General features: G+C 63.5%; 26 protein-coding genes. 17 read left to right on the top strand and 9 right to left on the bottom strand.

Annotation, left to right across the window (positions count from 1 at the left end):
• Window positions 1–30 precede the first annotated feature (30 nt).
• Both QNI87_RS03370 and QNI87_RS03365 read right to left on the bottom strand, forming a co-directional pair.
• The gene (locus QNI87_RS03370; protein WP_300593944.1) at window positions 31–2,631 is read right to left on the bottom strand and encodes an HAD-IC family P-type ATPase; all 2,601 of its coding nucleotides are present in this window, start codon (window positions 2,629–2,631) and stop codon (window positions 31–33) included.
• 120 nt (window positions 2,632–2,751) lie between these two features.
• The gene (locus QNI87_RS03365; protein ID WP_300593941.1) at window positions 2,752–2,997 is read right to left on the bottom strand and encodes a hypothetical protein; all 246 of its coding nucleotides are present in this window, start codon (window positions 2,995–2,997) and stop codon (window positions 2,752–2,754) included.
• A gap of 188 nt (window positions 2,998–3,185) precedes the next feature.
• Here QNI87_RS03365 and QNI87_RS03360 point away from each other — a divergent pair, with 188 nt between their 5' ends.
• The 5 genes from QNI87_RS03360 to QNI87_RS03340 all read left to right on the top strand — a co-directional run bounded on the left by QNI87_RS03360 (window position 3,186) and on the right by QNI87_RS03340 (window position 8,939).
• On the top strand, window positions 3,186–4,322 hold the full coding sequence (locus QNI87_RS03360; RefSeq protein WP_300593939.1) for a PAS domain-containing sensor histidine kinase: 1,137 nt from the start codon (window positions 3,186–3,188) through the stop codon (window positions 4,320–4,322).
• Window positions 4,312–4,965, top strand: a complete 654-nt coding sequence (locus tag QNI87_RS03355) for a response regulator (RefSeq protein WP_300593936.1) — start codon at window positions 4,312–4,314, stop codon at window positions 4,963–4,965. The genes QNI87_RS03360 and QNI87_RS03355 overlap by 11 nt, the downstream gene beginning before the upstream one ends.
• A gap of 166 nt (window positions 4,966–5,131) precedes the next feature.
• Window positions 5,132–6,490, top strand: a complete 1,359-nt coding sequence (locus tag QNI87_RS03350) for an MBL fold metallo-hydrolase (protein WP_300595298.1) — start codon at window positions 5,132–5,134, stop codon at window positions 6,488–6,490.
• Between the two features lie 2 nt (window positions 6,491–6,492).
• The gene (locus QNI87_RS03345; protein ID WP_300593934.1) at window positions 6,493–8,031 is read left to right on the top strand and encodes a thymidine phosphorylase family protein; all 1,539 of its coding nucleotides are present in this window, start codon (window positions 6,493–6,495) and stop codon (window positions 8,029–8,031) included.
• Window positions 8,028–8,939: a ribose-phosphate diphosphokinase gene (locus QNI87_RS03340; protein ID WP_300593931.1), complete on the top strand. Its 912-nt coding sequence runs from the start codon at window positions 8,028–8,030 to the stop codon at window positions 8,937–8,939. The genes QNI87_RS03345 and QNI87_RS03340 overlap by 4 nt, the downstream gene beginning before the upstream one ends.
• A gap of 90 nt (window positions 8,940–9,029) precedes the next feature.
• Here QNI87_RS03340 and QNI87_RS03335 read toward each other — a convergent pair whose 3' ends face one another.
• Window positions 9,030–9,794, bottom strand: coding sequence for a sulfite exporter TauE/SafE family protein (locus QNI87_RS03335; RefSeq protein ID WP_300593928.1), 765 nt, complete (start codon window positions 9,792–9,794; stop codon window positions 9,030–9,032).
• 356 nt (window positions 9,795–10,150) lie between these two features.
• Here QNI87_RS03335 and ribB point away from each other — a divergent pair, with 356 nt between their 5' ends.
• From ribB to QNI87_RS03315, 4 genes are all read left to right on the top strand, one after another.
• Window positions 10,151–11,413, top strand: a complete 1,263-nt coding sequence (gene ribB, locus QNI87_RS03330; RefSeq protein WP_300593927.1) for a 3,4-dihydroxy-2-butanone-4-phosphate synthase — start codon at window positions 10,151–10,153, stop codon at window positions 11,411–11,413.
• Window positions 11,414–11,428: 15 nt separating this feature from the next.
• Window positions 11,429–11,848: a 6,7-dimethyl-8-ribityllumazine synthase gene (gene ribH, locus QNI87_RS03325; RefSeq protein ID WP_300593924.1), complete on the top strand. Its 420-nt coding sequence runs from the start codon at window positions 11,429–11,431 to the stop codon at window positions 11,846–11,848.
• A 349-nt stretch (window positions 11,849–12,197) separates the two neighbouring features.
• Complete coding sequence (locus QNI87_RS03320; RefSeq protein WP_300593921.1) at window positions 12,198–12,425, top strand: hypothetical protein; 228 nt, start codon at window positions 12,198–12,200, stop codon at window positions 12,423–12,425.
• A gap of 299 nt (window positions 12,426–12,724) precedes the next feature.
• Complete coding sequence (locus QNI87_RS03315; protein WP_300593918.1) at window positions 12,725–13,513, top strand: winged helix DNA-binding protein; 789 nt, start codon at window positions 12,725–12,727, stop codon at window positions 13,511–13,513.
• 43 nt (window positions 13,514–13,556) lie between these two features.
• Here QNI87_RS03315 and eno read toward each other — a convergent pair whose 3' ends face one another.
• On the bottom strand, window positions 13,557–14,846 hold the full coding sequence (eno, locus tag QNI87_RS03310) for a phosphopyruvate hydratase (protein WP_300593915.1): 1,290 nt from the start codon (window positions 14,844–14,846) through the stop codon (window positions 13,557–13,559).
• 289 nt (window positions 14,847–15,135) lie between these two features.
• Here eno and QNI87_RS03305 point away from each other — a divergent pair, with 289 nt between their 5' ends.
• The 6 genes from QNI87_RS03305 (at window position 15,136) to QNI87_RS03280 (ending at window position 18,419) form a co-directional block, all read left to right on the top strand.
• Window positions 15,136–15,777 carry a hypothetical protein gene (locus QNI87_RS03305; protein ID WP_300593912.1) on the top strand — a complete coding sequence of 214 codons (642 nt, stop codon included), beginning with the start codon at window positions 15,136–15,138 and terminating at the stop codon, window positions 15,775–15,777.
• A 64-nt stretch (window positions 15,778–15,841) separates the two neighbouring features.
• Window positions 15,842–16,366 carry a hypothetical protein gene (locus tag QNI87_RS03300; RefSeq protein ID WP_300593909.1) on the top strand — a complete coding sequence of 175 codons (525 nt, stop codon included), beginning with the start codon at window positions 15,842–15,844 and terminating at the stop codon, window positions 16,364–16,366.
• Window positions 16,363–16,923 (top strand): hypothetical protein, encoded by a 561-nt coding sequence (locus tag QNI87_RS03295; RefSeq protein WP_300593906.1) that lies wholly within the window; start codon window positions 16,363–16,365, stop codon window positions 16,921–16,923. Before QNI87_RS03300 ends, QNI87_RS03295 begins: the two co-directional genes overlap by 4 nt.
• Window positions 16,920–17,495, top strand: coding sequence for a hypothetical protein (locus QNI87_RS03290; protein WP_300593903.1), 576 nt, complete (start codon window positions 16,920–16,922; stop codon window positions 17,493–17,495). The genes QNI87_RS03295 and QNI87_RS03290 overlap by 4 nt, the downstream gene beginning before the upstream one ends.
• A 121-nt stretch (window positions 17,496–17,616) precedes the next feature.
• The gene (locus tag QNI87_RS03285; RefSeq protein ID WP_300593900.1) at window positions 17,617–17,847 is read left to right on the top strand and encodes a DUF4170 domain-containing protein; all 231 of its coding nucleotides are present in this window, start codon (window positions 17,617–17,619) and stop codon (window positions 17,845–17,847) included.
• 65 nt (window positions 17,848–17,912) lie between these two features.
• The gene (locus QNI87_RS03280; RefSeq protein ID WP_300593897.1) at window positions 17,913–18,419 is read left to right on the top strand and encodes a GNAT family N-acetyltransferase; all 507 of its coding nucleotides are present in this window, start codon (window positions 17,913–17,915) and stop codon (window positions 18,417–18,419) included.
• Between the two features lie 109 nt (window positions 18,420–18,528).
• On the opposite strand, the gene greA is transcribed toward QNI87_RS03280, so the two are convergent.
• The 4 genes from greA to QNI87_RS03260 form a co-directional block, all read right to left on the bottom strand.
• Window positions 18,529–19,005, bottom strand: a complete 477-nt coding sequence (gene greA, locus QNI87_RS03275) for a transcription elongation factor GreA (RefSeq protein WP_300593894.1) — start codon at window positions 19,003–19,005, stop codon at window positions 18,529–18,531.
• 125 nt (window positions 19,006–19,130) lie between these two features.
• Entirely contained in the window at window positions 19,131–22,454 is a 3,324-nt protein-coding gene (carB, locus tag QNI87_RS03270) for a carbamoyl-phosphate synthase large subunit (RefSeq protein ID WP_300593891.1), read from the bottom strand.
• A gap of 20 nt (window positions 22,455–22,474) precedes the next feature.
• Window positions 22,475–23,017 (bottom strand): hypothetical protein, encoded by a 543-nt coding sequence (locus tag QNI87_RS03265; protein WP_300593888.1) that lies wholly within the window; start codon window positions 23,015–23,017, stop codon window positions 22,475–22,477.
• Window positions 23,017–23,601: a carbamoyl-phosphate synthase large subunit gene (locus tag QNI87_RS03260; RefSeq protein WP_300593886.1), complete on the bottom strand. Its 585-nt coding sequence runs from the start codon at window positions 23,599–23,601 to the stop codon at window positions 23,017–23,019. Before QNI87_RS03260 ends, QNI87_RS03265 begins: the two co-directional genes overlap by 1 nt.
• A 144-nt stretch (window positions 23,602–23,745) precedes the next feature.
• Between QNI87_RS03260 and QNI87_RS03255 the strand changes: the two genes are divergently transcribed.
• On the top strand, window positions 23,746–24,069 hold the full coding sequence (locus QNI87_RS03255) for a DUF559 domain-containing protein (protein ID WP_366146164.1): 324 nt from the start codon (window positions 23,746–23,748) through the stop codon (window positions 24,067–24,069).
• A gap of 127 nt (window positions 24,070–24,196) precedes the next feature.
• Here QNI87_RS03255 and carA read toward each other — a convergent pair whose 3' ends face one another.
• Window positions 24,197–25,384 (bottom strand): glutamine-hydrolyzing carbamoyl-phosphate synthase small subunit, encoded by a 1,188-nt coding sequence (carA, locus tag QNI87_RS03250; RefSeq protein WP_300593880.1) that lies wholly within the window; start codon window positions 25,382–25,384, stop codon window positions 24,197–24,199.
• 156 nt (window positions 25,385–25,540) lie between these two features.
• Here carA and QNI87_RS03245 point away from each other — a divergent pair, with 156 nt between their 5' ends.
• On the top strand, window positions 25,541–25,993 hold the full coding sequence (locus tag QNI87_RS03245) for a GatB/YqeY domain-containing protein (protein WP_300593877.1): 453 nt from the start codon (window positions 25,541–25,543) through the stop codon (window positions 25,991–25,993).
• Window positions 25,994–25,996: the final 3 nt, after the last annotated feature.

The raw sequence follows: 25,996 nt of genomic DNA, 5'->3' as shown, positions 1-25,996 counted from the left end.
GCACCGCTCGGCAGCCCTGGGAACCGGAAATCAGCGCCTCAGACCAAATTTGGCAAGTTCGGTCGCCAAGAGCACCGCGAGCGCCGCACCGAAGCACAGCAAGAGAAAGCTCGGCGCGACCCGATCCGTATCGAGAAAACTCTGCAAAAGCGGGACATTCATCGCGGCGATTTGCAGCAAGATGGCAACGCCCATCCCGACGAACATCCAGCCATTCTCAGGCGCGTGCCAGCGCCAGAAGGGCAGCGTCAGGTTTCGGATGCTGAGCAGGAAGGCGATCTGGAACGTCACAACCATCAAAAGCACGTGATTGCGGGCATCCTCGATCGACATTCCAAGCGCGATCCGATCATGCAGCACCCACACGGCAATCGCGGTCATCAGAACCGCTCCCGGCATCATCAGAACCAGGGCATCGCGATCAAGGAGCGACGCCAGCTTGCGCTTCGGGGGATGCTTGAGTTCGTCTCCATCCCCGCGCCCGAAGCCAAGGGTCACGTCGAGCACACCATTGGTCACGAGATTTAGCCAGAGCAGTTGCACGGGCGTGAGCGGCATCGGCAAGCCAAGCGAGATCGCCAGCAGGAACATGAGGATTTCCGCTGCGCCCGTCGCAAGCATGAACAGCACGATCTTGCGGATGTTGACGAAGGTGACGCGACCCTCTTCGATCCCGGCGACAATGGTTGCGAAGTTGTCGTCGGCGAGCACCAGATCGGAGGCGCCGCGGGCGACATCGGTGCCGCCGCGCCCCATTGCGATACCGATATCCGCCATACGCAGCGCCGGTCCGTCGTTGACGCCGTCGCCCGTGACTGCGACCGTGTGGCCAGCTTCCTCCAGCGCCTTTACGATCGCGAGCTTTTGCGCGGGTTCCGTACGCGCGAAAACCCGACCAGAGAGTACGCGGCTTGTGAAGGCCTCGCTGTCTTCGGGCAGCGTTTGCAACTGCTCGCCGGTCACCACATCGCCTTCGTCGGCGTCCATCCCAAGCTGGCGTGCGATGGCAAGCGCGGTGGCGGGGTGATCGCCGGTTATCATCGCGACTGCGACACCGGCTTCGCGGCACTTGGCGACCGCTTCGACTACTCCATGGCGCAGCGGATCGGTCAAACCAACAAAGCCGAGAAGCTCAAGATCGTGCAAGTGATCGTGAAGGTGACCGTCGCCGTTTTGCTGCTGCCGTTCGGCAAGGGCGAGGACCCGGTATCCTTCCTTCGCAAGCTTGTCGGCGATCGGCAGCGCGTCCCGGTCCATATTCCTGCACATCGCAAGCACGGTTTCCGGCGCGCCTTTTACAACCGTGCGAACTTGCGAGCCGAACTCGGCCTCGACCGCTGCGTATCGAAGCGCAGGCTCGTAAGGGACAATCGACAAACGATCAGCTTCGACCAAGCGCTTGACATCGGTTCCGTTTTCGCGCGCGAAATCCAGCAAGGCCACGTCGACTGCATCGCCTACAGGGCTTCCAAGCGCGCCGAGCTTAGCTTCGTTGCATAGACCTGCCGCCTCGGCCAGTCGCGATAGCGCGTGGTCGACACTATCAGACAGCCAGTCGGCTCGCGCAATTCCAGTGGCGTCCGGCAGCGCGACCTGCTCAACCGTCAATCGATTGACCGTAAGGGTGCCGGTCTTGTCGCTGGCGATCAGGGTGCAGGCGCCCAATCCTTCGACCGCTGGAAGTGCCCTCACGATTACCTTGCGCCGCGCCATTCGGCTGGCCGCAGCCGAGAGCGCAACCGTGACAGCGATCGGGAGTCCTTCCGGGATGGCCGCAACAGCCAGCGCGATCGCGAGTAGCACTATCTCCCGCCACCCCTGCCCTTCCACCGCAAGCAAAGCCCCCAGCACCAGGATTAGCGCCATCGCAAGAATTGCAATCTGACGAGCGAGTACGGCCATTCGGCGCACAAGCGGGATCGCCTCAGCGCTTCTCGCCGCCTGGGCAAGGGTGCGATCGATGTGGCCCAGTTGCGATGCAGCGCCCGTCTGCGTGACCACCGCCAGCGCCCTTCCCTCGACCACCGATGTGCCCGCGTGAAGCATGTTGGTGCGGTCGGCGACCAGGGTTTGCTCGGAGAGTTTTTCGTCCGCCCGCTTTGTCACGGGCATGGATTCGCCGGAAAAGGTCGACTCATCGACCTCGACCCCGGCGGATTCGATCAGCCGCATATCGGCAATGACCGATACGCCGCTTTCCAATTCCACCACGTCGCCCGGCACGATATCTTCGGATGCAATATCTCTCGTAACGCCGCTCCTTCTAACACGGGCGGCGTGGGGCACGAGAGATCGCAGCGCGCGTGCGCTCGCATCGGCCTTCAGTTCCTGGAAAGCTCCGATCGCGGCGTTGAGCAGAAGGACGCCGAAAATGAACATCGCATCCCAGCGATCACCGAGCACCAGCGAGAGAACTCCGGCGACAACAAGAAGATATATGAGCGGGCTGCGAAACTGTTGGAGGAATATTTGAAGCGGCCCGAGCATCCGCGCCTCGGGCAGCCGGTTGGGTCCGAATTGAGCAAGACGAGCGTCGGCCTGCGCCTCGGTAATCCCACCCTCTCCAGAGCCCAGTTCCGAAAGAGCCTGCTCAGCGCTTACTGCGTGCCAGGCGAAATCCGTCTTGGTCATCGCTTAGGGCACCGTTCAGACCGCCTCTTGTGCGAAAACCGGATCGGATTCGCTTGGACACGGACGGATCGTGAAGCCCAACTCTCGCTCAAGGACAAACCCTTCCTTTTGCCGAGCGCATTACAGCGGCGCGATCTTTGTAAGTCCCATTGCCTCTACATAGCGGGCGGCGCAGTCGAGCAAAACCCAGCTTATCCCGCCTTGTATCGTGTCTCCGCGCGCCGGCTTGTCGGACAGGCGAGCCGCAGAAATGAAGATGCCGCTGCCCTTGGTGATCGTGTAATGCGGGCGCGTCTTCGTCCGGTATGTCCGGCCTTCGTAGCCAGCTGTTGCGCAGCAGTGTTGTCCGGTCGACCGCTCACTCATCCGCTTGGCTTCTCATCGCCTATACGACCATCGATGGGGCGCCACAAATGGCTACGCTGGTCACCGGTCAGCAACGCGCCGAGTAGTGACTCGCTAAATATCCGTAATTGCCGTAAGAGCGTAAGACTGGACGGACTTACTTTCGCGAGCCGACGGAGGATGCGGTGACCGAGAATTCCATCAGAAGAATGAGTCTGAAATCGTTTACTTCCGAGCGAAGCGCAGAAGAGCTTCATACACTCATCGACACCGTACCGGACGCTATGGTGATTTCGGACGAAGACGCAAACATTGTAGCGTTCAGCACCGGCTCGGAGCAGATGTTCGGCTACTGCGAGGCAGACGTCGTCGGCGAGAGCGTATACCTGCTGATGCAATCGCCCGATCGTGAAGGACACGACTGGTGCATCGATCGATCCAAGAAAACCGGTGAGGCCAGAGTTGTTGGCACTGACCGTGTTACCACAGCCAGGCATCGTGACGGCAGCACCTTTCCGATCCGATTATCGATTGGCGTTCTCGATTTCGGAGAGCAGCGCGGCTTCGTCGCTTACATACGCGATCTCACGGAAAGCCATCAAACCGAACGCGAACTGCACAAGCTGCAAAGCGAACTTGCCCATGTCTCTCGCATTTCGTCGATGGGCTCGCTTGCCACGTCTCTGGCCCATGAATTGAACCAACCGCTGACCGCTGTTGCCAATTACGCGCATTCGGCCCGCGACCTCTTGAGTGATCCCACTCCGGAAACCATCGAGTTGGTTCGCGAAGCGCTCGACGAATGCGCAGCCGAGGCGTTGCGAGCGGGGCAAATCGTTCACCGCCTGCGCGATTTCATCAAGCGCGGTGAAACCGAACGCCAAATCGCAAGCCTTCGTCGCATTATCCAGGAAGCCTCCGCGCTTGCGCTTATGAACGGCGATGGGAAAGGCGTCGATTTTGAGACCGAGATCGATCGCGAGGCGGATGAAGTTATCGTTGATCCGGTGCAGATCCAGCAGGTCATGCACAACCTGATCCGCAATGCGCTCGAAGCCATGCTCGAATCCCGACACCGGCAATTGCGAGTGCGAACGCAAAAGACCAGCGACGGCTTTGCAATGGTGTCAGTCATGGACAGCGGCCCGGGCCTCGATCAGACTGTCGCCGAACGCTTGTTTCATCCCTTCAATGGGACCAAGCAGAACGGAATGGGAATTGGATTGTCGATCTGCCACTCCATCGTCCAATCGCATAACGGCAAGATATGGGCAGAACCCTCTGCGCTAGGAGGCACCGCCTTCCATTTCACCGTCCCACTCGCGGAGACCGGCAATGACGAGTAGTGACTATCCTATCTACCTTGTGGATGACGATGAGTCAGTCCGTCGATCGGTCGGCTTCATGCTCAAGACCTCCGGTCACAAGGTCGAACCCTATGTCGATGGCGTCGAATTCCTGAAAGACGCGCGCTCGCTGGATCGTGGCTGCGTGCTGCTCGATATCCAGATGCCCGAGATCGACGGGTTGGAGGTCCAGACGGAGCTGCGCGAACGCGGGCTACCCTTTCCGGTTGTGGTGATGACCGGACACGGTGACGTAGACGTCGCCGTGCGCGCAATGAAGAACGGGGCGGTCGATTTTGTCGAAAAACCCTTCGCGAAGGAAACCATGCTCGAGGCTGTTGGCGAGGCGTTCGATCAGCTCGACAGGTCCGGCGAAAAGAGCAAACGACGCAAAGAGGCGGAGCTGCTGGTCAACCGGCTGACGAAGCGCGAGTATGATGTGCTCGTCGGGTTGACGAAGGGGCACCCCAACAAGACGATCGGCTTCGATCTCGAGATCAGCCCGCGCACTGTCGAGATCCACCGCGCCAACCTCATGAGAAAGCTGAAAGTCTCCAACCTGTCCGACTTGCTGCGTATCGCCTTTGCCGCGGGTGTGGGCGAAGACGCGAAAATGGACAGCGGCGCGCGAGCGCCCGACTGACCGGCGACAACCTCACCATTGATACCGGAGGCGAAGGCGCGCAGTCTGTCGGGGAGGCAGTCTCTTGGGGAGACGGACACTCGGGCATTTACGGATAGGCGCCGCTGCACGGGGTCGTTTGAACTGAGCATCGAAGACAGCGAAGTTTGCTGGCGGGAGGCGGGTTATCGTTCATCTGACTTTTCTTGGTGCCGCTGACACAGTCACCGGATCGAAGTTCCTTGTGGAGACGGAGCGCAGCAAGGTGCTGGTGGATTGTGGCCTGTTTCAGGGGTACAAGGTGCTCCGGTCGCGCAATTGGAACCCCTTGCCGGTGGATCCGCAAAGCATCGACGCTGTGGTTCTGACCCACGCGCATCTCGATCACTCGGGCTATTTGCCGCTGCTGGTGAAAAACGGATTTGCCGGCAAGGTCATCTGCACCAAGGGAACGCGCGCTCTGTGTCGGTTGCTCCATCCCGATAGCGGCTATTTGCTGGAAGCGGACGCGCGTTATGCCAATCGCCGCGGCCTCAGCAAGCATAACCCCGCCCTGCCGCTCTACACAAGGGCCGATGCGCTGCATTCGTTGAAGTCGTTTGCGCCCCAACCCTTTGGAGAACGGATCCGGGTGACAGCCGATTGCTCGGTAAAGTTCCGCTACGCCGGTCATATCCTGGGCGCGGCCACCGTCGAGATGGAAGTGGATGGCGAACGCATCGTCTTCTCGGGCGATCTCGGTCGTTACGGCGATCCGCTGATGTTCGATCCCGAGCCGGTGCCGCAGGCGGATTATCTCCTGGTCGAATCCACCTATGGCGACCGCCTCCACCCCGATCTCTCACCGCAACAAGAACTGGAGAGCATCATCACGCGGACGATCGCGCGCGGCGGCAGCGTCATCATCCCGTCTTTCGCCGTGGGGCGCGCGCAGGCGTTGCTTTACCACATCAACGCCCTGCGTCAGCGCGGAGTTCTCCCCGATGTGCCGGTCTATCTCGACAGTCCGATGGCGTGCAGCGCAACCGATCTGTTTTGCCAACACGCCGATGACCACCGTCTCAGCGCCGCGCAATGCCGCGATGCCTGGGACGATGTGATCTACACACGCGACGTCGAGCATTCCAAGCGGCTCGACACCGAACCGGGTTCGAAAATCATCATCTCCGCCAGCGGTATGGTGACCGGCGGGCGTATCCTTCACCGACTCAAGCGCTACGCTCCCGATCACCGCAGCACAATCGTGATGGCTGGATACCAGGCGGGCGGGACCAGGGGTGCGGCTCTGCTGAGAGGAGCCGAGGCCATCAAGATCCATGGCCAGTACGTGCCGGTCAGGGCAGAGGTCGTCTCCCTCGACATGCTCTCCGCCCATGCGGACCAGCACGAATTGCTGCGCTGGCTGAGCGGCTTCACGCAGCCCCCGAAGGAATGCTTCGTCGTCCACGGCGAAGCCCAATCGGCCGATCAGTTCCGACTGAAGATAGCCGAGCAATTTGGCTGGACGGCGCGAGTTCCGGAGCATCGCGAACGGGTAGAGCTGTGAGGATGGTGTCTTCCCCAAGCCTTGATCTGGATAGCCCGCGAGAGCTTGTACCGCTCAAGGCCAAGCGATTGAGATTGCACACTCAGCGTGAAACCATCGCGATCGTCAACCAGAGCTGCACCGTGGCCCGGTCCGAAGGCCTGACCGAGCGCGCAAGGGTCGAACTGCGGCACAAGGATCGGCAAGCAATTGCGCGGCTGTATCAAGTCGAGAACGCTGTCGTTGCCATCGATGAGATCGGCCTTTCGGAAACCGTTTGGCGCAAGCTGGGGTTAGGCCCGGGCGACAGCGTTACCTTGCATCACCCGCGCAGCCTTGACTCGATGGGGCCGCTGCGCAGCAAGGTCTATGGCCACAGGATGGATGCCAGGGGCGCGACAGCGATCTTTCGCGACATCGTCGAAGGGCGGCTGTCCGATGTGCAGATATCCGCGTTTATCGCCGCTCTCGCCAGCCAGTCCCCGGAAACCAGCGAAATCGTGGCCCTGACGCGCGCAATGGTGGCGATCGGCGACCGCCTGGCGTGGCCGAGCGAAGTTGTCGTCGACAAACATTGCGTTGGCGGCCTGCCCGGCAACCGGACAACGCCGATTGTCGTGTCCATCGTTGCAGCCGCCGGTCTCACCATTCCGAAGACCTCTTCGCGGGCCATCACGTCACCAGCAGGCACGGCGGACACCATCGCCACGATGACCCGTGTCGATCTCAACAGCGATGAAATGCGCAAAGTCGTCGAAATGGAAGGCGGTTGCATGGTCTGGGGAGGCGGAGTTGAGCTTTCTCCGGCCGACGATCTCGTGATCCGCGTGGAGCGCGAACTGGAGCTCGACTGCACCTCGCAAATGGTTGCATCGGTGATTTCCAAGAAAATCGCCGCCGGATCGACCCATGTCTTGATCGACATGCCCGTGGGACCGACCGCCAAGGTCAGATCGAACGCGGATGCGGAGGAACTCACCGCATTCATGAAGGACGTCGGAGCCGCCTTCGGCCTCTATGTTGAGCCGGTCATTTCCGATGGCCTGCAACCGGTCGGCGATGGCATCGGCCCGGCTCTGGAGGCGCGCGATGTTCTTGCCGTGCTGGAATGCGATCGCGATGCGCCCCTTGAGCTGCGACAGCGAGGATTGGGCCTCGCCGCGGCGATCCTCGAAATGGGCGGCGCTTGTGCGCCGGGAAAAGGCAGGGAAACCGCCACAGCGATCCTTGACGATGGCCGCGCGATGGCGAAGTTCGTCGCGATCTGCGAGGCGCAGGGCGGGTTTCGAAGACCCAAGACAGCGGCGTTCCAGCACGCCATAGAATCCGAGCGCAGCGGACGCATAGTGGCCGTCGACAATCGCCGCCTCGCTCGCCTCGCAAAGCTCGCCGGAGCGCCAAGATCTCCCGCCGCCGGGGTTGAGCTGCACGTCAATATCGGTGATCCGGTGGAGGTGGGGCAGCGGCTCATCACGCTTCATGGCGAGAGCATCGGCGAGCTCGAATACGCGCTCGATTACTACCGGGCGAACACCGATCTGATCGAGGAGCGCGTGAGGTGAAGCCGCTGCTGTTCCCGCTCCATGCCGTTGATGATCTAAGCGACAATGTCTGCGCCAGAGGCGATATGGATCGCGGTATCCTGGAGCATCGACGTTTCCCCGATGGGGAATCCTGCGTTCGGCTCGAAACGGCCGTCGATAATCGCGCGGTCGTCTTCCTGTGCAGCCTGGACCGACCCGATGAACGCACAGTGCCGCTGCTGCTCGCGGCCGATGCGGCCCGCCAGCAAGGCGCTCACCAGGTGGGCCTGATTGCGCCCTATCTGGCCTATATGCGACAGGATCGAGCGTTCCGTCCGGGTGAGGCCGTCTCGGCTTACAGCTTTGCGAAGATTCTTTCGCGCCACTTCGACTGGCTGGTCACGCTCGAACCGCACCTGCATCGGATTGCGAGGCTTGGCGACGTGTATTCGATCCCGGCGCGCGCGGCGGTGGCGTCGGGCCCGATCGGGGACTGGATAAAGGCCCATGTCCAAAACCCCTTCCTGGTCGGTCCCGACAGCGAAAGCGCGCCATGGATCGAGCGGGTCGCCAATCACGTGGGTGCGCCGTGCGCCGTACTCGAAAAGCGGCGATTTGGAGATCGGGATGTACAGATCACAGGTCTGCTTGAGGGTTTGACGCCCGATATGACACCCGTCGTGATTGACGACATCGTCTCGAGCGGCGGGACGATGGCCGAGATCATCAAACTGATCTCGCAACAGGCCGGGGCTCCAGCGATCTACATTGCGGTCCACGCGCTTGCCGAGAAACTGCCAGACAAGGTGGTCAAGTCGAGCGGCTTTGCGGGACTGATCAGCTGCAACAGCGTGGCGCACCCAAGCAATCGGATCGACATCTCGGCGCCGCTGGTCGCCGAAGCGCACGATCTGATCGCGCAGACCAGCGCGCGCCATCGCCTGTGATCGATTTCAACGCGGCCCGAGCGCTTGCGCACCGTGCGGGAGCGCGGTCTCGTCGATAGCCTCCCGCATCGAGGAGTTCCGCGAAGGCCGTCACAAAACGCTGTCGATCAACCAGTACCCGGTCGTCGCGGTCAGGACGACGCCGACGAGTACAAGCATGGTCGGCGCCGGCACATATTTTGCCACAAGGGCTCCCAAAGGAGCGGCGAGCACGCCCCCGATCAAAAGACCCATGGTCGCGCCCGCCAGCTGCTCGAACCCGAACTGCCCCAGAAATGCCCCTGAAATGGCGATCGCCACAAAGAATTCCGCGCTGTTCACCGAGCCCACCACTTTGCGAGGCTCGGTGCCCTGCAGCATCAGGCCGGAGCTCACGACAGGACCCCATCCCCCTCCCCCAACCGCGTCCAGCACCCCGCCCACAAACCCGAGCGGCAAAAGCCCTCTTGGTGCGCGGCGCCGAAGCCTGCCTTTCGCCCCCTTGAAGACGAGCAGCATGCCCAGAAGGCAAAGATAGGCAAAAACGAAAGGTTTGATCACCTCGCCATCCACCTGGGTCAGTCCATACGCGCCGACTACTCCGCCCAGAACGCCGGGAAGCAGGATCATCACAAAGAGGCGCTTGTGGAAGTTCCCGGCGACGGCGTGGCTGATGCCCGACACCCCGCTGGTGAGGACCTTGATGACGTGAACCTTGAAGGAGGCCAGCGCCGGCGGCACGCCCATGAACCCGACCAGAAGTGTGGTCGTGACCGCCCCAAACGCCATTCCAAGCGCGCCATCGATCAGCTGGGCCAGGAACCCGATGGCTATGAAGGGAAGCAGTTCCGACCAGGAAAAATCGAACAATTCCATCGCCTCGCTCCCGCGCTTTGGGTACCTGGTGGACGGCTTCGCCTATATGCGGAAACCTACGTGGTTCGCCCGGCGCCGTGCCTTGTTGCCTTGCATGAACGAGCAGCGCGCAGGCTCTGGCGGCCTGATCGTGGCTCGTGACAGGGGATCGGTATCGCTTGCGCAGCGCTCAGCGGCAACACCCTGTGCACCGCACGCTCCCATTCGCTGGGGCGTCCACCAGCCCCACAATCGTCCTGTTGAACGACATTGGCATGGGATTAAGCCCACGCGGCTCGGAGTTAGTTGATCAAACACCGCTTGAGGGGCGCCGCGCCTCGCCTTGCAATCACATTGAAATGTGATATTGAGCCTGCATGAACACATCAACTGTCACACCATCGACCATAGAGCGCGTGCGCGACCTCGTTACCAGCGGCGAGATGACCCGCGCCGGTCTCGCCCGCGCCGCCGGCCTCCACGCCAACACCCTGCGCGACGCGGCGCAGGATGACTGGAACCCGACCGCCGAAACCCTCCAGAAGCTCGAAGCCTTCCTCAATTCCAACGATGAGCGCCCCGTTCTGGTCGGGATCGAGGAAATCATCGACGAGGCGCGCAACGGCAAGATGTACATCCTGGTCGATGACGAGGATCGCGAGAACGAGGGCGATCTCATCATCCCTGCGCAAATGGCAACGCCCGCCGCGATCAATTTCATGGCGACCCATGGCCGCGGGCTCATCTGCCTCGCGCTCGACCGCGCGCGCGTCGATGCGCTCGGCCTTGAGCCGATGAGCCGCAACAACACAGAAGCGATGCAGACCGCCTTCACGATCTCGATCGAAGCGAAGGAAGGCGTCACCACCGGCATCTCGGCCGCCGACCGCGCGCGCACCGTCGCGGTCGCGATCGACGCAACCAAGGGCGCCGACGATATCGTCACACCCGGCCATGTCTTCCCCCTCTCCGCGCGCGACGGCGGTACGCTGGTGCGCGCCGGGCATACCGAGGCGGCGGTGGACATCTCGCGCCTCGCCGGCCTCAATCCCTCGGGGGTGATCTGCGAGATCATGAACGAGGACGGCACGATGGCGCGGCTCGACGACCTGGTCCGCTTTGCCCGCCTGCACGATCTCAAGATCGGCACCATCCGCGATCTCATCGCCTACCGCATGCGCAACGATCATCTGGTCGAGCGGCTCGGCGAAAGCGGGTTCGAGAGCGATTACGGTGGCCACTGGCGGCTCATCACCTATCGCGATCGCATCGCGAACGAAGAGGCCTATGTGCTGCAAAAGGGCCGCGTGATCGAAGGCGAGCCCACCCTCGCCCGCGTCCATCCCATCTCCGTGTTCGACGACGTGCTCGGTGCCCCGGGCCCGCGTCAGAACACGCTCCAGCGTGCGATGAGCGCGATCGGCGAGCACGGCTCGGGCGTCATCGTCATCCTCACCACGCGCGTGGGCACAGGCGGCGACTGGACCAAGGACGAGGAGATCCGCAATATCGGCATCGGCTCGCAAATCCTGGCGGATCTGGGCGTCCACGACATGGTGCTCCTGTCCAATTCGCGCCCCGATCTGGTCGCGCTCGAAGGCTACGGCATCACCATCACCGATTTCAAATCCATCGCCTGAAGGACACAAGAGACCATGGCCCGCTTCCTCATCGTCGAAGCGCGATTTTACGCGCACCTCAACGACATGCTCATCGCCGGCGCAAAGGCGGCCATAGAAGCCGCCGGACACGAGGCCAAGGTGCTGACGGTGCCCGGCGCGCTGGAAGTGCCCGGCGCCATCGCGCTCGCTGCCGAGAGCGGGGATTTCGACGCGTTCGTCGCCATCGGCGTGGTTATCCGGGGAGAAACCTACCATTTCGAAATCGTCGCAGGCGAAAGCGCGCGCGCGATCATGGCGCTGACCATGGACGGCATTCCCATCGGCAACGGCATCCTTACCACCGAAAACGAACAGCAGGCGCTGGTCCGCGCCGACCCGGCCCAGAAGGACAAGGGCGGCGAAGCGGCGAAGGCGGCGATTGCGCTGCTCAAGCTGGTCGAGCGCTTCGGTTAATCGCCCGCGCTTCGATGCACCGACGATCTCGGTCGTTTGGCCGCCGACTACGTAGTTTCCCTCTATAGCTTTACGACAGGCTTAGGGGTGATACCGGAGGCCGCCGAAACGCTTTGGACACGATTCAAAACGGTCCGTTTGGGAGGGGTTTTGGCTCTGGGATCACAAGCGCCCCGATCACGAGGGCGCGGCGCATAACGGCTTCAGGAACTCGACCTTGGAAAACGGCAAACCGGCACACGCCCCTGCAAACGCCCCTGCAAACGGCCCTGCAAACGGCCCTGCAAACGGCCCTGCACACGGCGCAGATGGACTTCGCACGCGTATCCTTCACACTCTGGAAGGCCAGTTGATCGAATTGGACCGGATCGGCGCGTTGAAAGCGGCCGCGCATCTGGACGCCGCCATTCACCAATTGCGCCGCGATGCGGCCCGGGCCCCGGCGCCTCCTGCTAGAGCGACGAAGGGCGCGCCGAACCGGCGGGAGCGCATCGAAAAAAAGCAACCAGAACGGACCTTTAGGACCGATTTTCCGGCGCCCCACGTATTTGCCCGTAAAGCCAAAGCGACTGACTGACGTTACAAAGTTAGGCAACAGGGGAACATTACGGACCCGGCGCCGATCGCTCGGGTGAGTGTCTCCCCCTGTCGGAGGCCGCGATCACGTCATGACCCCTGCGCTCATGCCCCTATCGATTCTGTCGGTGCTGTCGATGCTGTCGAAATCATCGATGCAGACGCCGATGCGAACGCCGATGCGAACGCCGATGCGAACGCCGACGAGAGCGCCGATGAGAGCGCCGAAGCAAACACCGGTGCAAACGCAGCCAGAACGGGCTGTCCTTCTCAGTCAGCGCCGCAATGGAGGCCTGCGGGATGGATGACGCCTTCGATCCCGGTCTGAATCGCCGCGCTCTCAACGGGTCGCATGACGACAGCGGCGATGATCCGAACTCGTCGCTTGACCAGCGCGCTTCGCGCTCCCTCACCCACCGCCCGCGCGCGCTGGCCGCACTGAAGCCCTCGGCGGCCTCGGCCATTGCGCGCCCTTCGACCCGAAGGCCATCCGGCTCCCCTCTCCCGCGTGAGGCCAATGGGCTGGAGCGCGGCGATCGGCCGCGCACGGATGCGCCGGATCTGAAGCCATTCGCCGATCAGTTGATCGCTATCGCCGAGCAGTTGCGCTCCGGGGCGTTTGGTGCGGTCGCCAGCGCTTTTTCCGTGGAACGCTGCGCGCCATTGCCCGTCGGCAGCCCTGATAACGCAGCCGAGCTGGTCGACCTTTCAGAGCGGGAGAAACGCCAGGTATTCGCCGAATTGGCGCGCTCGGCCTACGCCAAGCGCCGCAAACGCACGAGTATCTTTGGCGACACCGAGCTGTTCGGAGAGCCGGGCTGGGATATCCTGCTCGATCTCTACATCGCCCAGGCTGAAGACAAACCCGTCTCGGTGTCGAGCGCCTGCATCGGTTCCGCCTCACCGCCGACAACCGGATTGCGCTGGCTTGGCGTGCTCGCCGATCAGGGCCTTGTCGAACGCGAACACGATCCGGATGATCAGCGCCGCGTGCTCGTGCGCCTTACCCCGAAGGCGCTCGAGGCGATGGACACCTATTTCGCCAGCAGCGCGGGGCTCAACTCCGACCGTCGGGGCGCGCGTCGCTGATCGCACCGCGCGGCGCGGATGCGCCGGCTGGGTTGCGGTCGGGTCAGGACGACAGCGCGCCGAAGCATTGCGCGCCCGCATAGCGCGCGCTTTCGCCCAGCTCTTCCTCGATGCGGATCAACTGGTTGTATTTGGCAAGCCGGTCCGAGCGCGCGAGCGAGCCCGTCTTGATCTGCCCGCAATTGGTCGCCACCGCCAGGTCCGCAATGGTTGCGTCCTCGGTCTCGCCCGAACGGTGGCTCATCACCGAGGTGTAGCGCGCGCGGGTGGCCATATCGACCGCTTCGAGCGTTTCGGTCAGCGTGCCGATCTGGTTGACCTTGACCAGCAGCGAATTGGCGAGCCCGTCGGCGATCCCCTGCGAAAGCCGCTCCGGATTGGTGACGAACAGATCGTCGCCCACCAGTTGCACCGTGTTGCCGAGCGCCTGTGTGAGCGCGGCCCAGCCCGCAAAATCGTCCTCGCTCATCCCGTCCTCGATCGAGCGGATCGGGTAGTCGGCGCACAGTCTGGCGAGGTAATCGGCCATCCCGGCGCCGTCGAGGCTGAGGCCCTCGCCCGATATCCGGTACTGGCCGTCGCGATAGAACTCGGTCGCAGCGCAATCGAGCGCGAGCGCGATGTCCTCGCCCGGCCTGAACCCGGCTTCCTCGATCGAGGCCATGATGAAATCGAGCGCCGCGCGGGTGCTCGCCAGATCCGGCGCGAAACCGCCCTCATCGCCCACGCTGGTGGCCAGGCCCTTTTGCGCCAGACCCGTCTTGAGCGTGTGGAAGACCTCGGCGCCCCAGCGCACGCCCTCGGCCAGGCTCGCCGCACCCACCGGCATGATCATGAACTCCTGAATGTCGATCGGGTTGTCGGCGTGCTCTCCGCCGTTGATGATGTTCATCATCGGCACCGGAAGGACATGCGCAGCGACGCCCCCGACATAGGAATAAAGCGGCAGGCCGCGCGCGTTCGCTGCCGCCTTGGCCACCGCCAGGCTCACCCCCAGGATCGCGTTGGCGCCCAGGCGCGCCTTGTTGGGCGTCGCGTCGAGCGCAATCATCGCGTGATCGATATCGCGCTGGTCTTCGGCGTCGAACTCGCCCACCAGCAGTTCGCGGATCTCGGTGTTGGCGGCGAGAACCGCTTTCAGAACGCCCTTGCCCTTGTACCGGGCCGCGTCTCCGTCGCGCAGCTCCACCGCCTCGTGCGCGCCGGTCGACGCGCCCGAGGGCACAGCGGCCCGCCCGAAACTGCCATCGTCGAGCAGAATGTCGACTTCGACGGTCGGGTTGCCCCGGCTGTCGAGAATTTCGCGGGCGTGCAGGTCGAGGATTGCGGTCATGGTTGGCTCCGGACGCAATGTGTTGTATATAGGTAAGACACCACCGGATCGGGTGGACAGGCGAGTTGAGTGATCGCCGGATCAAATCGCAGTCGATACGCGCCGCGCGCGGCCCTGACTTCGATCCATGGCCCCGATGATCGACCCGAATTGCCTCATCCCCTATGCGCAGCTTTCGCGCGGCGCAAGGCGGGGAATGGCAGGACAAATCGCAACCGATAGCGAAAAGGCTTGTAAATCGAGTACGCTTGCCGTTGAACACACACTGACATGGAGGGCATGAAACAACATGGCTGAAACCAAGACCGGAAAAACCCCCGCAAAATCACCCGCCAAGGGCGCCCCGACCAAGCGCACCCGGGCCAGGAAAGCGGCGCCGACCAAGACCGGCCCCACCGCGAAGGCCCCCGACACGAGCGACACGAGCGACACGAGCGAGACGAGCGGGACCGACGCCACCGGCGCCACCGGCGCGGACGCGGCCGAAGCCAAGAGCCGCTTCAACGCCGCGCTCGAAGAAGCCAAAGCGGGCGCAGCGGCGCTGCGCAGCGAAGCCTCGACGCGCGCGGGCGCGGCGGGCGATGATCTGATGAGCGAGGCGCGCGCCTACGGCCAGAAGGCGAAGAGCAAGGCGTCCGATCTGGCGACCGACGCAAAGGCGGCTGCAAGCGACGGGATCGCCTCGCTGGGCTCGGTCGTGGGCGACAGCGCGTCCAAGATCGACGAGCAGCTGGGTGAGCAATACGGCGATTACGCCCGCAAGGCCTCGCGCACGCTCGCGGAAACCTCGGCCAAGCTGGAATCGAAGAGCGTCGAGGAACTGGGCGATGAAGCGCGCGAATTCGTCCGCCGCAGCCCCGGTGTGGCCGTGGGTCTGGCGGCGGTTGCCGGGTTCATGCTCGCGCGCATGTTCCGCGGACCGCGGGCCTGAGGGCAAGGCTCAGCCGCGCCCGCCCAGGTGAGCGGGCCGGATGACGCGCGCTCGGGACTAGGCGATGCTGGACAAGGACCAAGGCCGAACCGGCGCGGACGCAGAGCCGTCCGTCGCGCCTGCCCCTGACCCCGATCGCGGCCCCGAAGGCAGCCCCGACAGCTCCACCGCGCCCGACACCGATCCAAGCGAGCCCGCGCCGCTCCACGACGAGACGATTATCGAGGAACTCGGCGCGCTGATCGACGACGCCGGGCTGTACGCCACAGCCGAACTCGCCTTCCAGAAGACGCGCGCCAAGCTTGTCGGTCGCAGTGTCGGGATCGCGGCGCTGGCGGTCGTTCTCGCCCTGATCCTGTTTCACATTGCGGTGATCGCGCTCGCGGTGGGCTTCGTCATCGCGCTGGCACCTTTTGTGACCATTTGGGGCGCGATCGCCATCGTTGTCGGACTGTTGCTGCTGGGTGTTGGCGCGCTTGTGTATATCGCGATCTCGCGGGGGCGTCTGGTGGGCGAGATGTTCGAGAGCCCGCCGAGCGATGCGGCCCTATCGCCAGACGCGCAGCCGCCGCAGGAGGAAGGCGAATGACACGCCTCCCCGACGAATTCCACGAAGACCGCGCGCTGCGCGAAGCGGCGCGCGAGGTGTTGCTGGCGGATATCGAGCACGCGCGCGGTTCGCTTTCGGGCAAAGCGGTCGCCAAGCGCGTCACCGGAGGGATTTCGGGGCGCATCGCAGACGGCGCGAAAGACGTGTATGAAGTGGCCAAGGGGCACGCGTACGATCAGCGCGGCATCCTGGCCATTCTGATCGCCTTGCTCGCCGTGTGGTTTGCGCGTGAGCCCATCATGGAAGTGCTCGGCCTTGCCGAGCCCACGGATGCGGATGGCGATGAGCCGCCGGAGGAGGTGGAGGCGGAAGAGGCGGAGGAGCCGGAGACAGGCGTCGAAACCGACAGCGATGAGCGCGCGGCGCTTGACGCGCAGCCGGAAGAACCGGACAACCGCGCGGCGTACACGCACGAGCCAACCCATGAGACGGCGCAAGAACCGCCTCAGGATCAGACGCCAGAACCGCGCCAGTTATCGCCCAATGCCGGTGAACCCATAGAACCCGAAGATCTGACCGCTGGAGAGACCCGATGACCCAATCCCCGAGCGCACCGAGTGAACCGCGAGACGAGCTGCGCGCCAAGATCGAGGCCAGAGAGCGCCGCATCGCGGAGCGCACGCTGGCCGATCAGGCGCGCGAGGCGACCGAAACGGCGACCCAATACGTCAAGCAGCACCCGCTTCAGGTCGTGGGCGGCGCCATCGCGCTTGGCCTTGTCATCGGCCTGTTGACGAAGCCGGGTCGGAGAGCGGCGGGAAACGCAGCGAGCGGCACGGCTAAAGCCGTCGGCGGTGTCGCGACGGGCGCTGCAAACAGCGTTGGCAAGGCGGCGAAAAAGCGTTCGAGAGATGTCGGCACGCTGCTGATGGATTCGCTCGTTGCTTACGGGATCAGACTGATCGATGAGATCCTCGATGGCACGCGCGCCGGGAAAGACGCGCTTGAAGACCTGGGCGACAGCGCCGCGGCCAAGGCCCGCAGCGCCAAGCGCGATGCACAATACGCCGCCGGCACCGCCGCCGATGCGACACGCACGGTCACCCAGCGCACACGCCGCCGCGCCGCGCGCGCCGCTCGCGACCTCAGAAACCGCGTATCGGGTTAACGCGGGACGCGACAACGATTGATAAGCCTTTGGTAGGCTTGCGCCGCGCGTCCGCTTGGCTATGGGCTGCCTCACGTCCCACGCACGGCCAGCAAGGGCCGGCTAGAAAAAGGCTTTAGGCATGGAAGAAGCAACCCCGACACAGCGCCTCCACCTTGTTATGGGTGGCCGGGTAAAGGATCCGCGCGGCCACGAATTCGTCGATCCCGAAGGCATTCACACGGTCGGCGTCTACAGCTCCTACGAGGCCGCGGTCGAAGCCTGGCGCGCGCAGGCGCAGCGCACCGTGGACGATGCGGAAATGAAATATGTGGTGGTGCACATCCACAAGCTGCTGACGCCGGAAGTCTGAGGCTTTGGTCGTGTCGGGCCCCTTCCCCGGCCCCTTCCCCGTCCCCTGCCTCGCACCGCGACCTCTTGGCCTACTCGATCCGCGCCTTTCGCGATGAAGACGCCCAAGCGCTAAGCGCGCTTGCTTTGGCGGCGATCCGCGTGGTCGGCGCGCGCGGATACTCAAAGCAACAAGTCGAGGCTTGGTCCGCGCGGCACGGCGGAGCGGCGATGTATCGCGAACGCGCAGCGCAGGGACACGCGGTGTTCGTCGCAGTGGACGATACCGATTGCCCCGTCGCATACGCGTTGCTCGAACCCGATGGTCATCTTGACCGGCTCTACAACCACCCCGATCATACCCGCCGGGGCTTGGCCGCCGCGCTGTTGCAGGCGGCTGAAGACCACGCGCGGGGGAAAGGGATTGAGCGCCTCTACACCGAGGCAAGCGAACTCGCCAGACCGGCGTTTGAGCGCGCCGGATACGGCGTCACGCACCGCCGGGACTTCACCATTGAAGGTCCGAACGGCGCGGTGCCGATCCATAACTACGCAATGGAGAAGCGGCTGAAGGCTCGCACCACCACCCCCTGACCCCCTCCTTTTAGGGAGCGGGATTGGGTTTACGCCAGATCAAAGATCCTCCCCTCCGTTGAGGGAGGGGTTGGGGGTGGGTGTGCGACGCGGCTAAAGCCGCGAGCCGTCAAACGAATTCGATCTTTTCGACAAGGTAAAACTTGTCGCCCGAAGGCACCGTCACCTCAATCTCTTCGCCCACCTGCTTGCCGATCATCGCGCGGGCGATTGGCGAGGTGTAGGAAATGCGGCCCTGCGATGCGTCGGCTTCGGTCTGGCCCACGATCTGATACTTGACCGGCTTGTCGTCCTCATCGAGCAGGGTGACGGTCGCGCCAAAGATGACCTTGTCGCCCGACAGCGTCTTGGGATCGATAATCTGCGCGCGGCTGATCTTGTCTTCCAGATCGCCGATCTGCGCCTCGACCTGGCCCTGGCGTTCCTTGGCGGCGTGATATTCCGCGTTTTCCGACAGATCGCCATGCGCGCGGGCTTCTTCGATTGCATCGACAATGCGGGGGCGTTCCTCGCGCAGCGTCTTGAGGTCAGCGGTCAGCCGCTCATAACCCTCAGCCAGCATCGGAACCTTTTCCATCGTTGCCATTACCGTCTCTTTCCTAGTCAGGCGTTCGGCCCGCCCGCTTCCGATCGAAGCGTCATTTCAACCGCTACCGCCCTTTGATGAGCGGCCCGCCTGCATCGAAATGTGGGGGGATCGAACGTAATCGTTTAGCTATAATAGTCCTGGAGCGAGCGAACTTCAAGCTGATCGGGTTCAATCGCCGCAATCGCCGCCGCCGCGGCGCGCGCGCCGGCCGCCGTGGTGTAGTACGGAACCTTCTTCTCCAACGCGGTTGCGCGGATCGATTTGGAATCGAGCAGCGACTGCCAGCCCTCTGTGGTGTTGAAGACCAGCGCCACGTCCCCATCGATGATCCGGTCCACAATATGCGGCTGCCCTTCGGCAACCTTGTTGATCCGCTCGACCGCCAGATCATGCTCGGCCAGATAGCTCTGCGTTCCGCCGGTCGCGATGACGGTAAAGCCATAATCCAGCAGGTCGCGAACCGCGGGCACGATCAACGCCCTGTCGGACTTGCGCACCGAGACAAACACCGTCCCCTCGCGCGGGAGGTCCATGCCAGCGCCGATCTGCGCCTTGAGGAAAGCGACCTCGAAATTGCGATCGATGCCCATCACTTCGCCGGTGGACTTCATTTCGGGGGTGAGCACCGTGTCCGCGCCGGGGAAACGGCTGAACGGGAACACCGCCTCCTTGACCGCCACGTAATCCAGCTCGCGCTTGAAGGGTTCGAACTGGCTGAGCTTTTCGCCCGCCATCACGCGCGCGGCGATCTTGGCCACGGGTTGCCCGATCGCCTTGGCGACGAAAGGCACCGTGCGGCTGGCGCGCGGGTTGACCTCGATAAGGTAAACCTGCCCGTCCTTGACCGCGAATTGCACGTTCATCAGCCCCTTGACCTGCAAGGCGCGGGCGAGCGCGTCGGCCTGGCTCTCCATTTCCGCGATGATATCGGCGGACAAGGAATGCGGCGGCAGCGAGCACGCGCTGTCACCCGAATGGACGCCCGCTTCCTCGATATGCTGCATGACGCCCGCGATGCGCACCTCCTCGCCATCGCACAGCGCATCGACGTCGCATTCGATGGCGTCGCGCAGATACTGGTCGACCAGCACCGGGCTATCGCCCGAGACATTGACGGCGGTCTTGATGTAGTCATCGAGCTGCGCTTCGGAATCGACGATCTCCATCGCGCGTCCGCCCAGCACGAAAGACGGGCGCAGCAGCACCGGATAGCCGATCCGCGCAGCCACGGCAGCGGCCTCGTCGCGGGTGTAGGCGATGCCGTTCTCGGGCTGTTTGAGGCGCAGCTTGTTGACGAGCTTGGCAAAGCGTTCGCGGTCTTCGGCGTGGTCGATCGCGTCGGGACTGGTGCCAAGGATCGGAACACCGGCGTCCTCCAGCGCCTGAGCGAGCTTGAGCGGCGTCTGGCCGCCAAATTGCACGATAACGCCGGCAAGCTCACCCGATTGCTGTTCAACCCGCAGGATTTCGAGCACATCCTCAGCCGTCAGCGGCTCGAAATAGAGCCGGTCGGAGGTGTCGTAATCGGTCGAGACTGTCTCCGGGTTGCAATTGACCATGATCGTCTCATAGCCCTGTTCCGCAAGCGCGAAGCAGGCGTGAACGCAGCAATAGTCGAACTCGATCCCCTGCCCGATCCGGTTCGGTCCGCCGCCCAGAATGACGACCTTCTTGCGATCCGAGGGCGCCGCCTCGCATTCCGGCTCGCCAAAGCTGGGCGCTTCGTAGGTCGAGTACATGTAAGGCGTCACCGCTTCGAACTCGGCCGCGCAGCTGTCGATGCGCTTGAACACCGGGGTCACGCCCAGCTTGTGGCGAAGCGCGCGCACTTCGTCTGCGCTGGTCGCGCCCGCCATCGCCTGGAGCGCGTCGTGCAGCAGGCCGGAGCGCTTCGCCTGCGTCTCGGCCAGCCCGTCCCGCACGCCCACCGAGCGCACCGCGAGCGTCGCGAGGCGCTGATCGGAAAAGCCCATCGCCTTGAGCTCACGCAAACGCTCAGCGTCGGTCGGCAGCCCTTCGCTCTGCACTTCGCTTTCGGCGGCGATGATCGCCTCGATCTGGCGCAGGAACCACGGATCGAAGCTGGTCACCGCGTGGATTTCCTCAAGCGTCAGCCCCTCGCGAAAGGCCTGCGCGATCTGGAGGATCCGCTCGGGCGTCCGACGGCTCAGCGCGGCGGTGATCACGTCTTTCGCGACCCCCTCCAGCGCCATCACGCGGTTGAACCCGTCGAGCCCCGTCTCAAGCCCGCGCAGCGCCTTTTGCATGCTTTCGGCAAAATTGCGCCCGATCGCCATGACCTCGCCGACCGACTTCATCGCGGTGGAAAGCCTTGGCTCGGTGCCCTTGAATTTCTCGAAGGCAAAGCGCGGGATCTTGGTCACGACGTAATCGATCGTCGGCTCAAAGCTGGCGGGCGTCGCGCCGGTGATCTCGTTGGTGATCTCGTCGAGCGTGTATCCCACCGCCAGCTTGGCCGCGACCCGCGCAATCGGAAAGCCGGTCGCTTTCGAGGCGAGCGCCGAGGAGCGCGAGACGCGCGGATTCATCTCGATCACGATCAGGCGGCCATCCTTCGGGTTCACAGCGAATTGCACGTTCGAACCGCCCGTCTCCACCCCGATCTCGCGCAGCACCAGAATGCTGGCGGTGCGCATGATCTGGTATTCCTTGTCGGTCAGGGTCAGCGCCGGGGCGACCGTGATCGAATCCCCGGTGTGCACGCCCATCGGATCGACATTCTCGATCGAGCAGATGATGATCGCGTTGTCCGCGCGGTCGCGCACCACCTCCATCTCGTATTCCTTCCAACCGAGCAGCGATTCCTCGATCAGCACTTCGGTGGTGGGCGAGGCGGCGAGCCCCTCGGAAACGATCTTGTCGAACTCCTGCCTATTGTAAGCGATTCCCCCGCCCGTGCCGCCGAGCGTGAAGGAGGGGCGAATGATCGCAGGGAGCCCTGTGTGATCGATGATCGCGCGCGCTTCCTCCAGCGTGTTGGCGACGCCCGACCGCGCGCTCTCCAGGCCGATGGAATCCATCGCCTCGCGAAAGCGCTGGCGGTTTTCCGCCTTGTCGATCGCGTCGGCCTTCGCGCCGATCATCTCGACGCCGTGCTCGGCCAGAACCCCCATTTCGTCGAGCTTGAGCGCGCAATTGAGCGCCGTCTGCCCGCCCATGGTCGGCAGCAGCGTGTCGGGCTTTTCCTTGGCGATGATCTTGGCGACGATCTCGGGCGTGATCGGCTCGATATAGGTCGCGTCGGCAAACTCGGGATCGGTCATGATCGTCGCCGGGTTCGAGTTCACCAGGATCACCCGGTAGCCCTCCTCCTTCAGCGCCTTGATCGCCTGCGTGCCCGAATAGTCGAACTCGCACGCCTGCCCGATAATGATCGGCCCCGCGCCAATCACGAGGATGGAGGAGATGTCGGTGCGTTTGGGCATTCTTGTTGTCTCTCTGGCGCTTAATCGTTGTCCGCCGAAGCGCCGCTGTCGGTCTCTTCGGGATCGGGAATGGCCTTGGGTCTTAGCTGATAGCGCTCCCAGGAAACCGCGATCAGCCGCATGTTTTCCTGTTGGCGCGCGCAGCCCGATTTGAGGATCTGCGTTGACGGCTGCGCCTGGCCGCGCACTCGATACAGGCTTGGGTCACGCCCAAGGAAAAACGCGCCCTTCTGGTCGACCTCCATCTGCATGAAGCGTTCGACCGCAGTGCTCGTCCGGTTCGTTTCCTGCATCAGACGCGTGCCCGCCGTGTCATCGGTCCCCGGCACCGTCAGCGCCTTGATCGCGGCAAGGTCAAGCTTGGTCACGTCATAGGTGAAGGTCGGCACCCACAGACCCGATGAGGTGCGCAGCTCTTCGGATTGCTGATAGGTCAGGCTGGTGCGCACCCGCCCTTGGCACACGCCTTCGTCTTCATCGCCGACGCGCGGGTCCTCAGGGAACAGAAGGCTGCACCCACCCAGAGCGAGCGCGGCGAAAGGTAGACAGAGCTGCGCGCGCATCACGTGTTTCCCCCCGGCACAAAAGCGTAGCTGATCTTCGTGTAGCGATAGACGTATGGCAGCACGTCGGGCTGTGACACACCCCGGCCCGTGACAAAGGTGCAGTTGCGGCGGATATCTATCAGCCGTTGATCATCGCGCACAAGGATATAGCTGAGCACGTAATGCTCGCGCGGATTGCCGCGGCGCCCCACAACGTCGAGCTGGCGGGTGTCCTCTCCGATATCGCGCAAGCGATCAATATCGCGAAACCCCTGCCGCTCGCGCGCCTCAGCCACCTGCGCGTGGAGCGCGTCGGGATCGAACGCCTCCTCGGCAAAGGCCTGATCGGTGGCGACAACCTTGCAATCCATGCGGCCAGCGACCGGCTTGTCGGTGTCTTCCCTGAAGAGGATCGGGCGCCAGAAGGCGAGGATCGGCAGGCCGCCGGGCCCCGCTTCGATTCTGATGGAGCCATCGCCCTGGAAGGCGACGCCGTCCACGATTTCCGCGCCGGGCCAGGTGGAGGACGGCGGAGGTGTCATAGGGTTCGCCGGGGCCGGGTTTTGCGCGGCGAGAGGGGTTGCGAAGAGAGCGGCGGCCATCAACGCCGTACCCCCACCCCTAACCCCTCCCCACAGGGAGGGGAAAGGGCGGGTAACCGCGCGAATATGTGGTATGGGCCCCTTCCCCCGGGGGAAGGGGTTGGGGATGGGGGTACGACCTTGCCAAAAAAGCGTTTGACCGAGGTGGCGCGCAACCTGCGCAACAACCCGACCGACGCCGAACGCGCGCTCTGGTCTCACATCAGAAACCGCGACCTGTTCGGCATCAAGTTCACCCGCCAGTGCCCCATCGGTGATCACGTCGTCGATTTCGCTTGCCGCAGCCTGCGCCTCGCCATCGAATGCGACGGGGGGCAGCACTCCGAAGAGGGCGACGCGGGGAGAACCGTAGCCATCGAAGCCCTCGGCTATCGCGTCATCCGCTTCTGGAATAACGACATTCTCGCCAACATGGACGGCGTCCTGCAAACCATCGGCCGAGAAATCGAAATAGCGCGAAACGCCTGAGTCCCCTCCTTCAAGGCAGGGGGTTGGAGGTGGGTGCGCGACGCCCGGGAAGAAGCCCTTCCCCATCACCGCCGGCCCCCCATCCCCGGCCCTTCCCCAAGGGGAAGGGAGTGTTGAGCGAGACGTCTCACCCCAGACCCCCGACGAACTTCTCGAACAGGTAGAAGCTGTCCTGCGGCCCGGGCGAGGCTTCCGGGTGGTACTGCACGCCGAACGCCTTCTTCCCCTTCACCGCTATCCCGCAATTCGAGCCGTCGAACAGGCTTACATGGGTCTGCTCGAGGGTGTCGGGCAGAGTGTCCGCATCGACCGCAAAGCCGTGGTTCATGCTGGTGATCTCGACAAGCCCGGTGGTCTCGCCCCATCCCTCGCCCACCCGCTGAACCGGATGGTTCGCGCCGCGATGGCCCTGGTGCATCTTCACCGTCTTCGCGCCCGCGGCGAGCGCGAGCATCTGGTGGCCCAGGCAAATGCCGAAGATCGGCATGTCCGCCTCCAGCAGTTTGCGGATCACCGGCACCGCGTATTCGCCGGTCGCTGCGGGGTCTCCGGGGCCGTTGGAGAGGAACACGCCGTCCGGCTTCAGCGCCATGATCGCGTCGAAATCGGTCTTGGCCGGGACCACCGTCACCTTCGCGCCAGCGCGCGCGAGGTTGCGGAAGATGTTGTCCTTCGCCCCGTAATCGACCGCGACCACATGCGGCGTGCTCGACCAGTCGGCGCGGGTGTAGCCATGGCCAAGCCGCCAGTATCCCCCGCCCCAGTCTTCCTTGGCATCGCGCGTGGCGGTGATGGCCAGGTCGAGGCCTTCGAGCCCTTCCCACTCGCGCGCCTCGGCCAGAAGCGCGGGGATATCGAAGACCCCCTTGGGCGAATGCGCGATCACCGCGTTGGGTGCGCCGGACAGGCGCACACGGCGGGTGAGCGCGCGCGTGTCCACGCCCGACAGCCCGATCTTGCCGTTCGTCTCCATCCACGCGGCGAAATTCTCCATCGCGCGAAAATTGCTGGGTTTGGTCACATCCTCGCGGGTGATGCAGCCCACCGCGCTGGCGACGCCCTTGGCGCTCTCGACGTCTTCCGGGTTCGCGCCGACATTGCCGATATGCGGAAAGGTGAAGGTGACGATCTGGCTCGCATAGGAGGGATCGGTCATCACCTCCTGATAGCCCGTCATCGCGGTGTTGAAGCACACCTCCCCCACCGCGTGTCCGCTGGCGCCAAAGCCCTTGCCCCACACCACCGTGCCATCGGCCAGAACGAGGCAACCCGTCGCGCCTTTTGGTTGCGCAGGAGTGGAGGCAGCAGAAGCCATGAGCGGGCCCTTCCCAGTGAGGTTTTCCAGCGATGTCGCTAAGTCTCATGCGCTAGGCGCGAGGCCGGTGCACGTCAACCTAGCCTCTTGGGGGATGACAGGTTAGAGACGCGCTCAACACCGTTTCATCCACAATGTATCGAAATTGCACAAAGTATGATCAGAGACGACATCAAGGCCGCAACCATCACCGCGATGAAAGCCAAGCAGAAGGAACGCACCGCCGCGCTCCGCCAGATAAGCGCCAAGATCAAGGATCGCGATATCGAGGAGCGCACCAGCGGCAAGGACATCGATGACGACGCGCTGGTGACGAGTGTGCTGCAAAAGATGGCCAAGCAGCGCCGCGAATCGATCGAGATGTACGAAAAGGGCGGGCGCGAAGAACTCGCCGCCGCCGAAGCCGCTGAGCTCGCCGTGATCGAGGAGTTCCTGCCGCAGATGATGAGCGAGGAAGAGACCAGGGCCGCGATCGAGGCGATCAAAGCCGAAACCGGCGCGTCGAGCATGAAGGACATGGGCCAGGTGATGGGCGCGCTCAAAGCCAAGCACGGCGCAGTGCTCGACGGGAAGCTGGCGAGTGGACTTGTGAAAGCGGCTTTGAGCTAGGCT

Origin of the sequence: Erythrobacter sp., from assembly GCF_030066995.1 — a bacterium.
In the GTDB taxonomy this organism is placed as follows: domain Bacteria; phylum Pseudomonadota; class Alphaproteobacteria; order Sphingomonadales; family Sphingomonadaceae; genus Erythrobacter.
Note: the sequence above shows the minus strand (reverse complement) of the source record. Positions and strands in the feature narration are given on the sequence as shown.

Coding starts and splice junctions, on each gene's coding strand:
- QNI87_RS03260 (WP_300593886.1), bottom strand. CDS start 23,601: ATGGCCGCCGCTCTCTTCGCAACCCCTCTCGCCGCGCAAAACCCGGCC.
- QNI87_RS03305 (WP_300593912.1), top strand. CDS start 15,136: ATGGCTGAAACCAAGACCGGAAAAACCCCCGCAAAATCACCCGCCAAG.
- greA (WP_300593894.1), bottom strand. CDS start 19,005: ATGGCAACGATGGAAAAGGTTCCGATGCTGGCTGAGGGTTATGAGCGG.
- QNI87_RS03285 (WP_300593900.1), top strand. CDS start 17,617: ATGGAAGAAGCAACCCCGACACAGCGCCTCCACCTTGTTATGGGTGGC.
- QNI87_RS03265 (WP_300593888.1), bottom strand. CDS start 23,017: ATGCGCGCGCAGCTCTGTCTACCTTTCGCCGCGCTCGCTCTGGGTGGG.
- QNI87_RS03355 (WP_300593936.1), top strand. CDS start 4,312: ATGACGAGTAGTGACTATCCTATCTACCTTGTGGATGACGATGAGTCA.
- ribH (WP_300593924.1), top strand. CDS start 11,429: ATGGCCCGCTTCCTCATCGTCGAAGCGCGATTTTACGCGCACCTCAAC.
- ribB (WP_300593927.1), top strand. CDS start 10,151: ATGAACACATCAACTGTCACACCATCGACCATAGAGCGCGTGCGCGAC.
- QNI87_RS03290 (WP_300593903.1), top strand. CDS start 16,920: ATGACCCAATCCCCGAGCGCACCGAGTGAACCGCGAGACGAGCTGCGC.
- QNI87_RS03365 (WP_300593941.1), bottom strand. CDS start 2,997: ATGAGTGAGCGGTCGACCGGACAACACTGCTGCGCAACAGCTGGCTAC.
- eno (WP_300593915.1), bottom strand. CDS start 14,846: ATGACCGCAATCCTCGACCTGCACGCCCGCGAAATTCTCGACAGCCGG.
- QNI87_RS03300 (WP_300593909.1), top strand. CDS start 15,842: ATGCTGGACAAGGACCAAGGCCGAACCGGCGCGGACGCAGAGCCGTCC.
- QNI87_RS03360 (WP_300593939.1), top strand. CDS start 3,186: ATGAGTCTGAAATCGTTTACTTCCGAGCGAAGCGCAGAAGAGCTTCAT.
- QNI87_RS03335 (WP_300593928.1), bottom strand. CDS start 9,794: ATGGAATTGTTCGATTTTTCCTGGTCGGAACTGCTTCCCTTCATAGCC.
- QNI87_RS03245 (WP_300593877.1), top strand. CDS start 25,541: ATGATCAGAGACGACATCAAGGCCGCAACCATCACCGCGATGAAAGCC.
- QNI87_RS03345 (WP_300593934.1), top strand. CDS start 6,493: ATGGTGTCTTCCCCAAGCCTTGATCTGGATAGCCCGCGAGAGCTTGTA.
- QNI87_RS03370 (WP_300593944.1), bottom strand. CDS start 2,631: ATGACCAAGACGGATTTCGCCTGGCACGCAGTAAGCGCTGAGCAGGCT.
- QNI87_RS03315 (WP_300593918.1), top strand. CDS start 12,725: ATGGATGACGCCTTCGATCCCGGTCTGAATCGCCGCGCTCTCAACGGG.
- carB (WP_300593891.1), bottom strand. CDS start 22,454: ATGCCCAAACGCACCGACATCTCCTCCATCCTCGTGATTGGCGCGGGG.
- QNI87_RS03295 (WP_300593906.1), top strand. CDS start 16,363: ATGACACGCCTCCCCGACGAATTCCACGAAGACCGCGCGCTGCGCGAA.
- carA (WP_300593880.1), bottom strand. CDS start 25,384: ATGGCTTCTGCTGCCTCCACTCCTGCGCAACCAAAAGGCGCGACGGGT.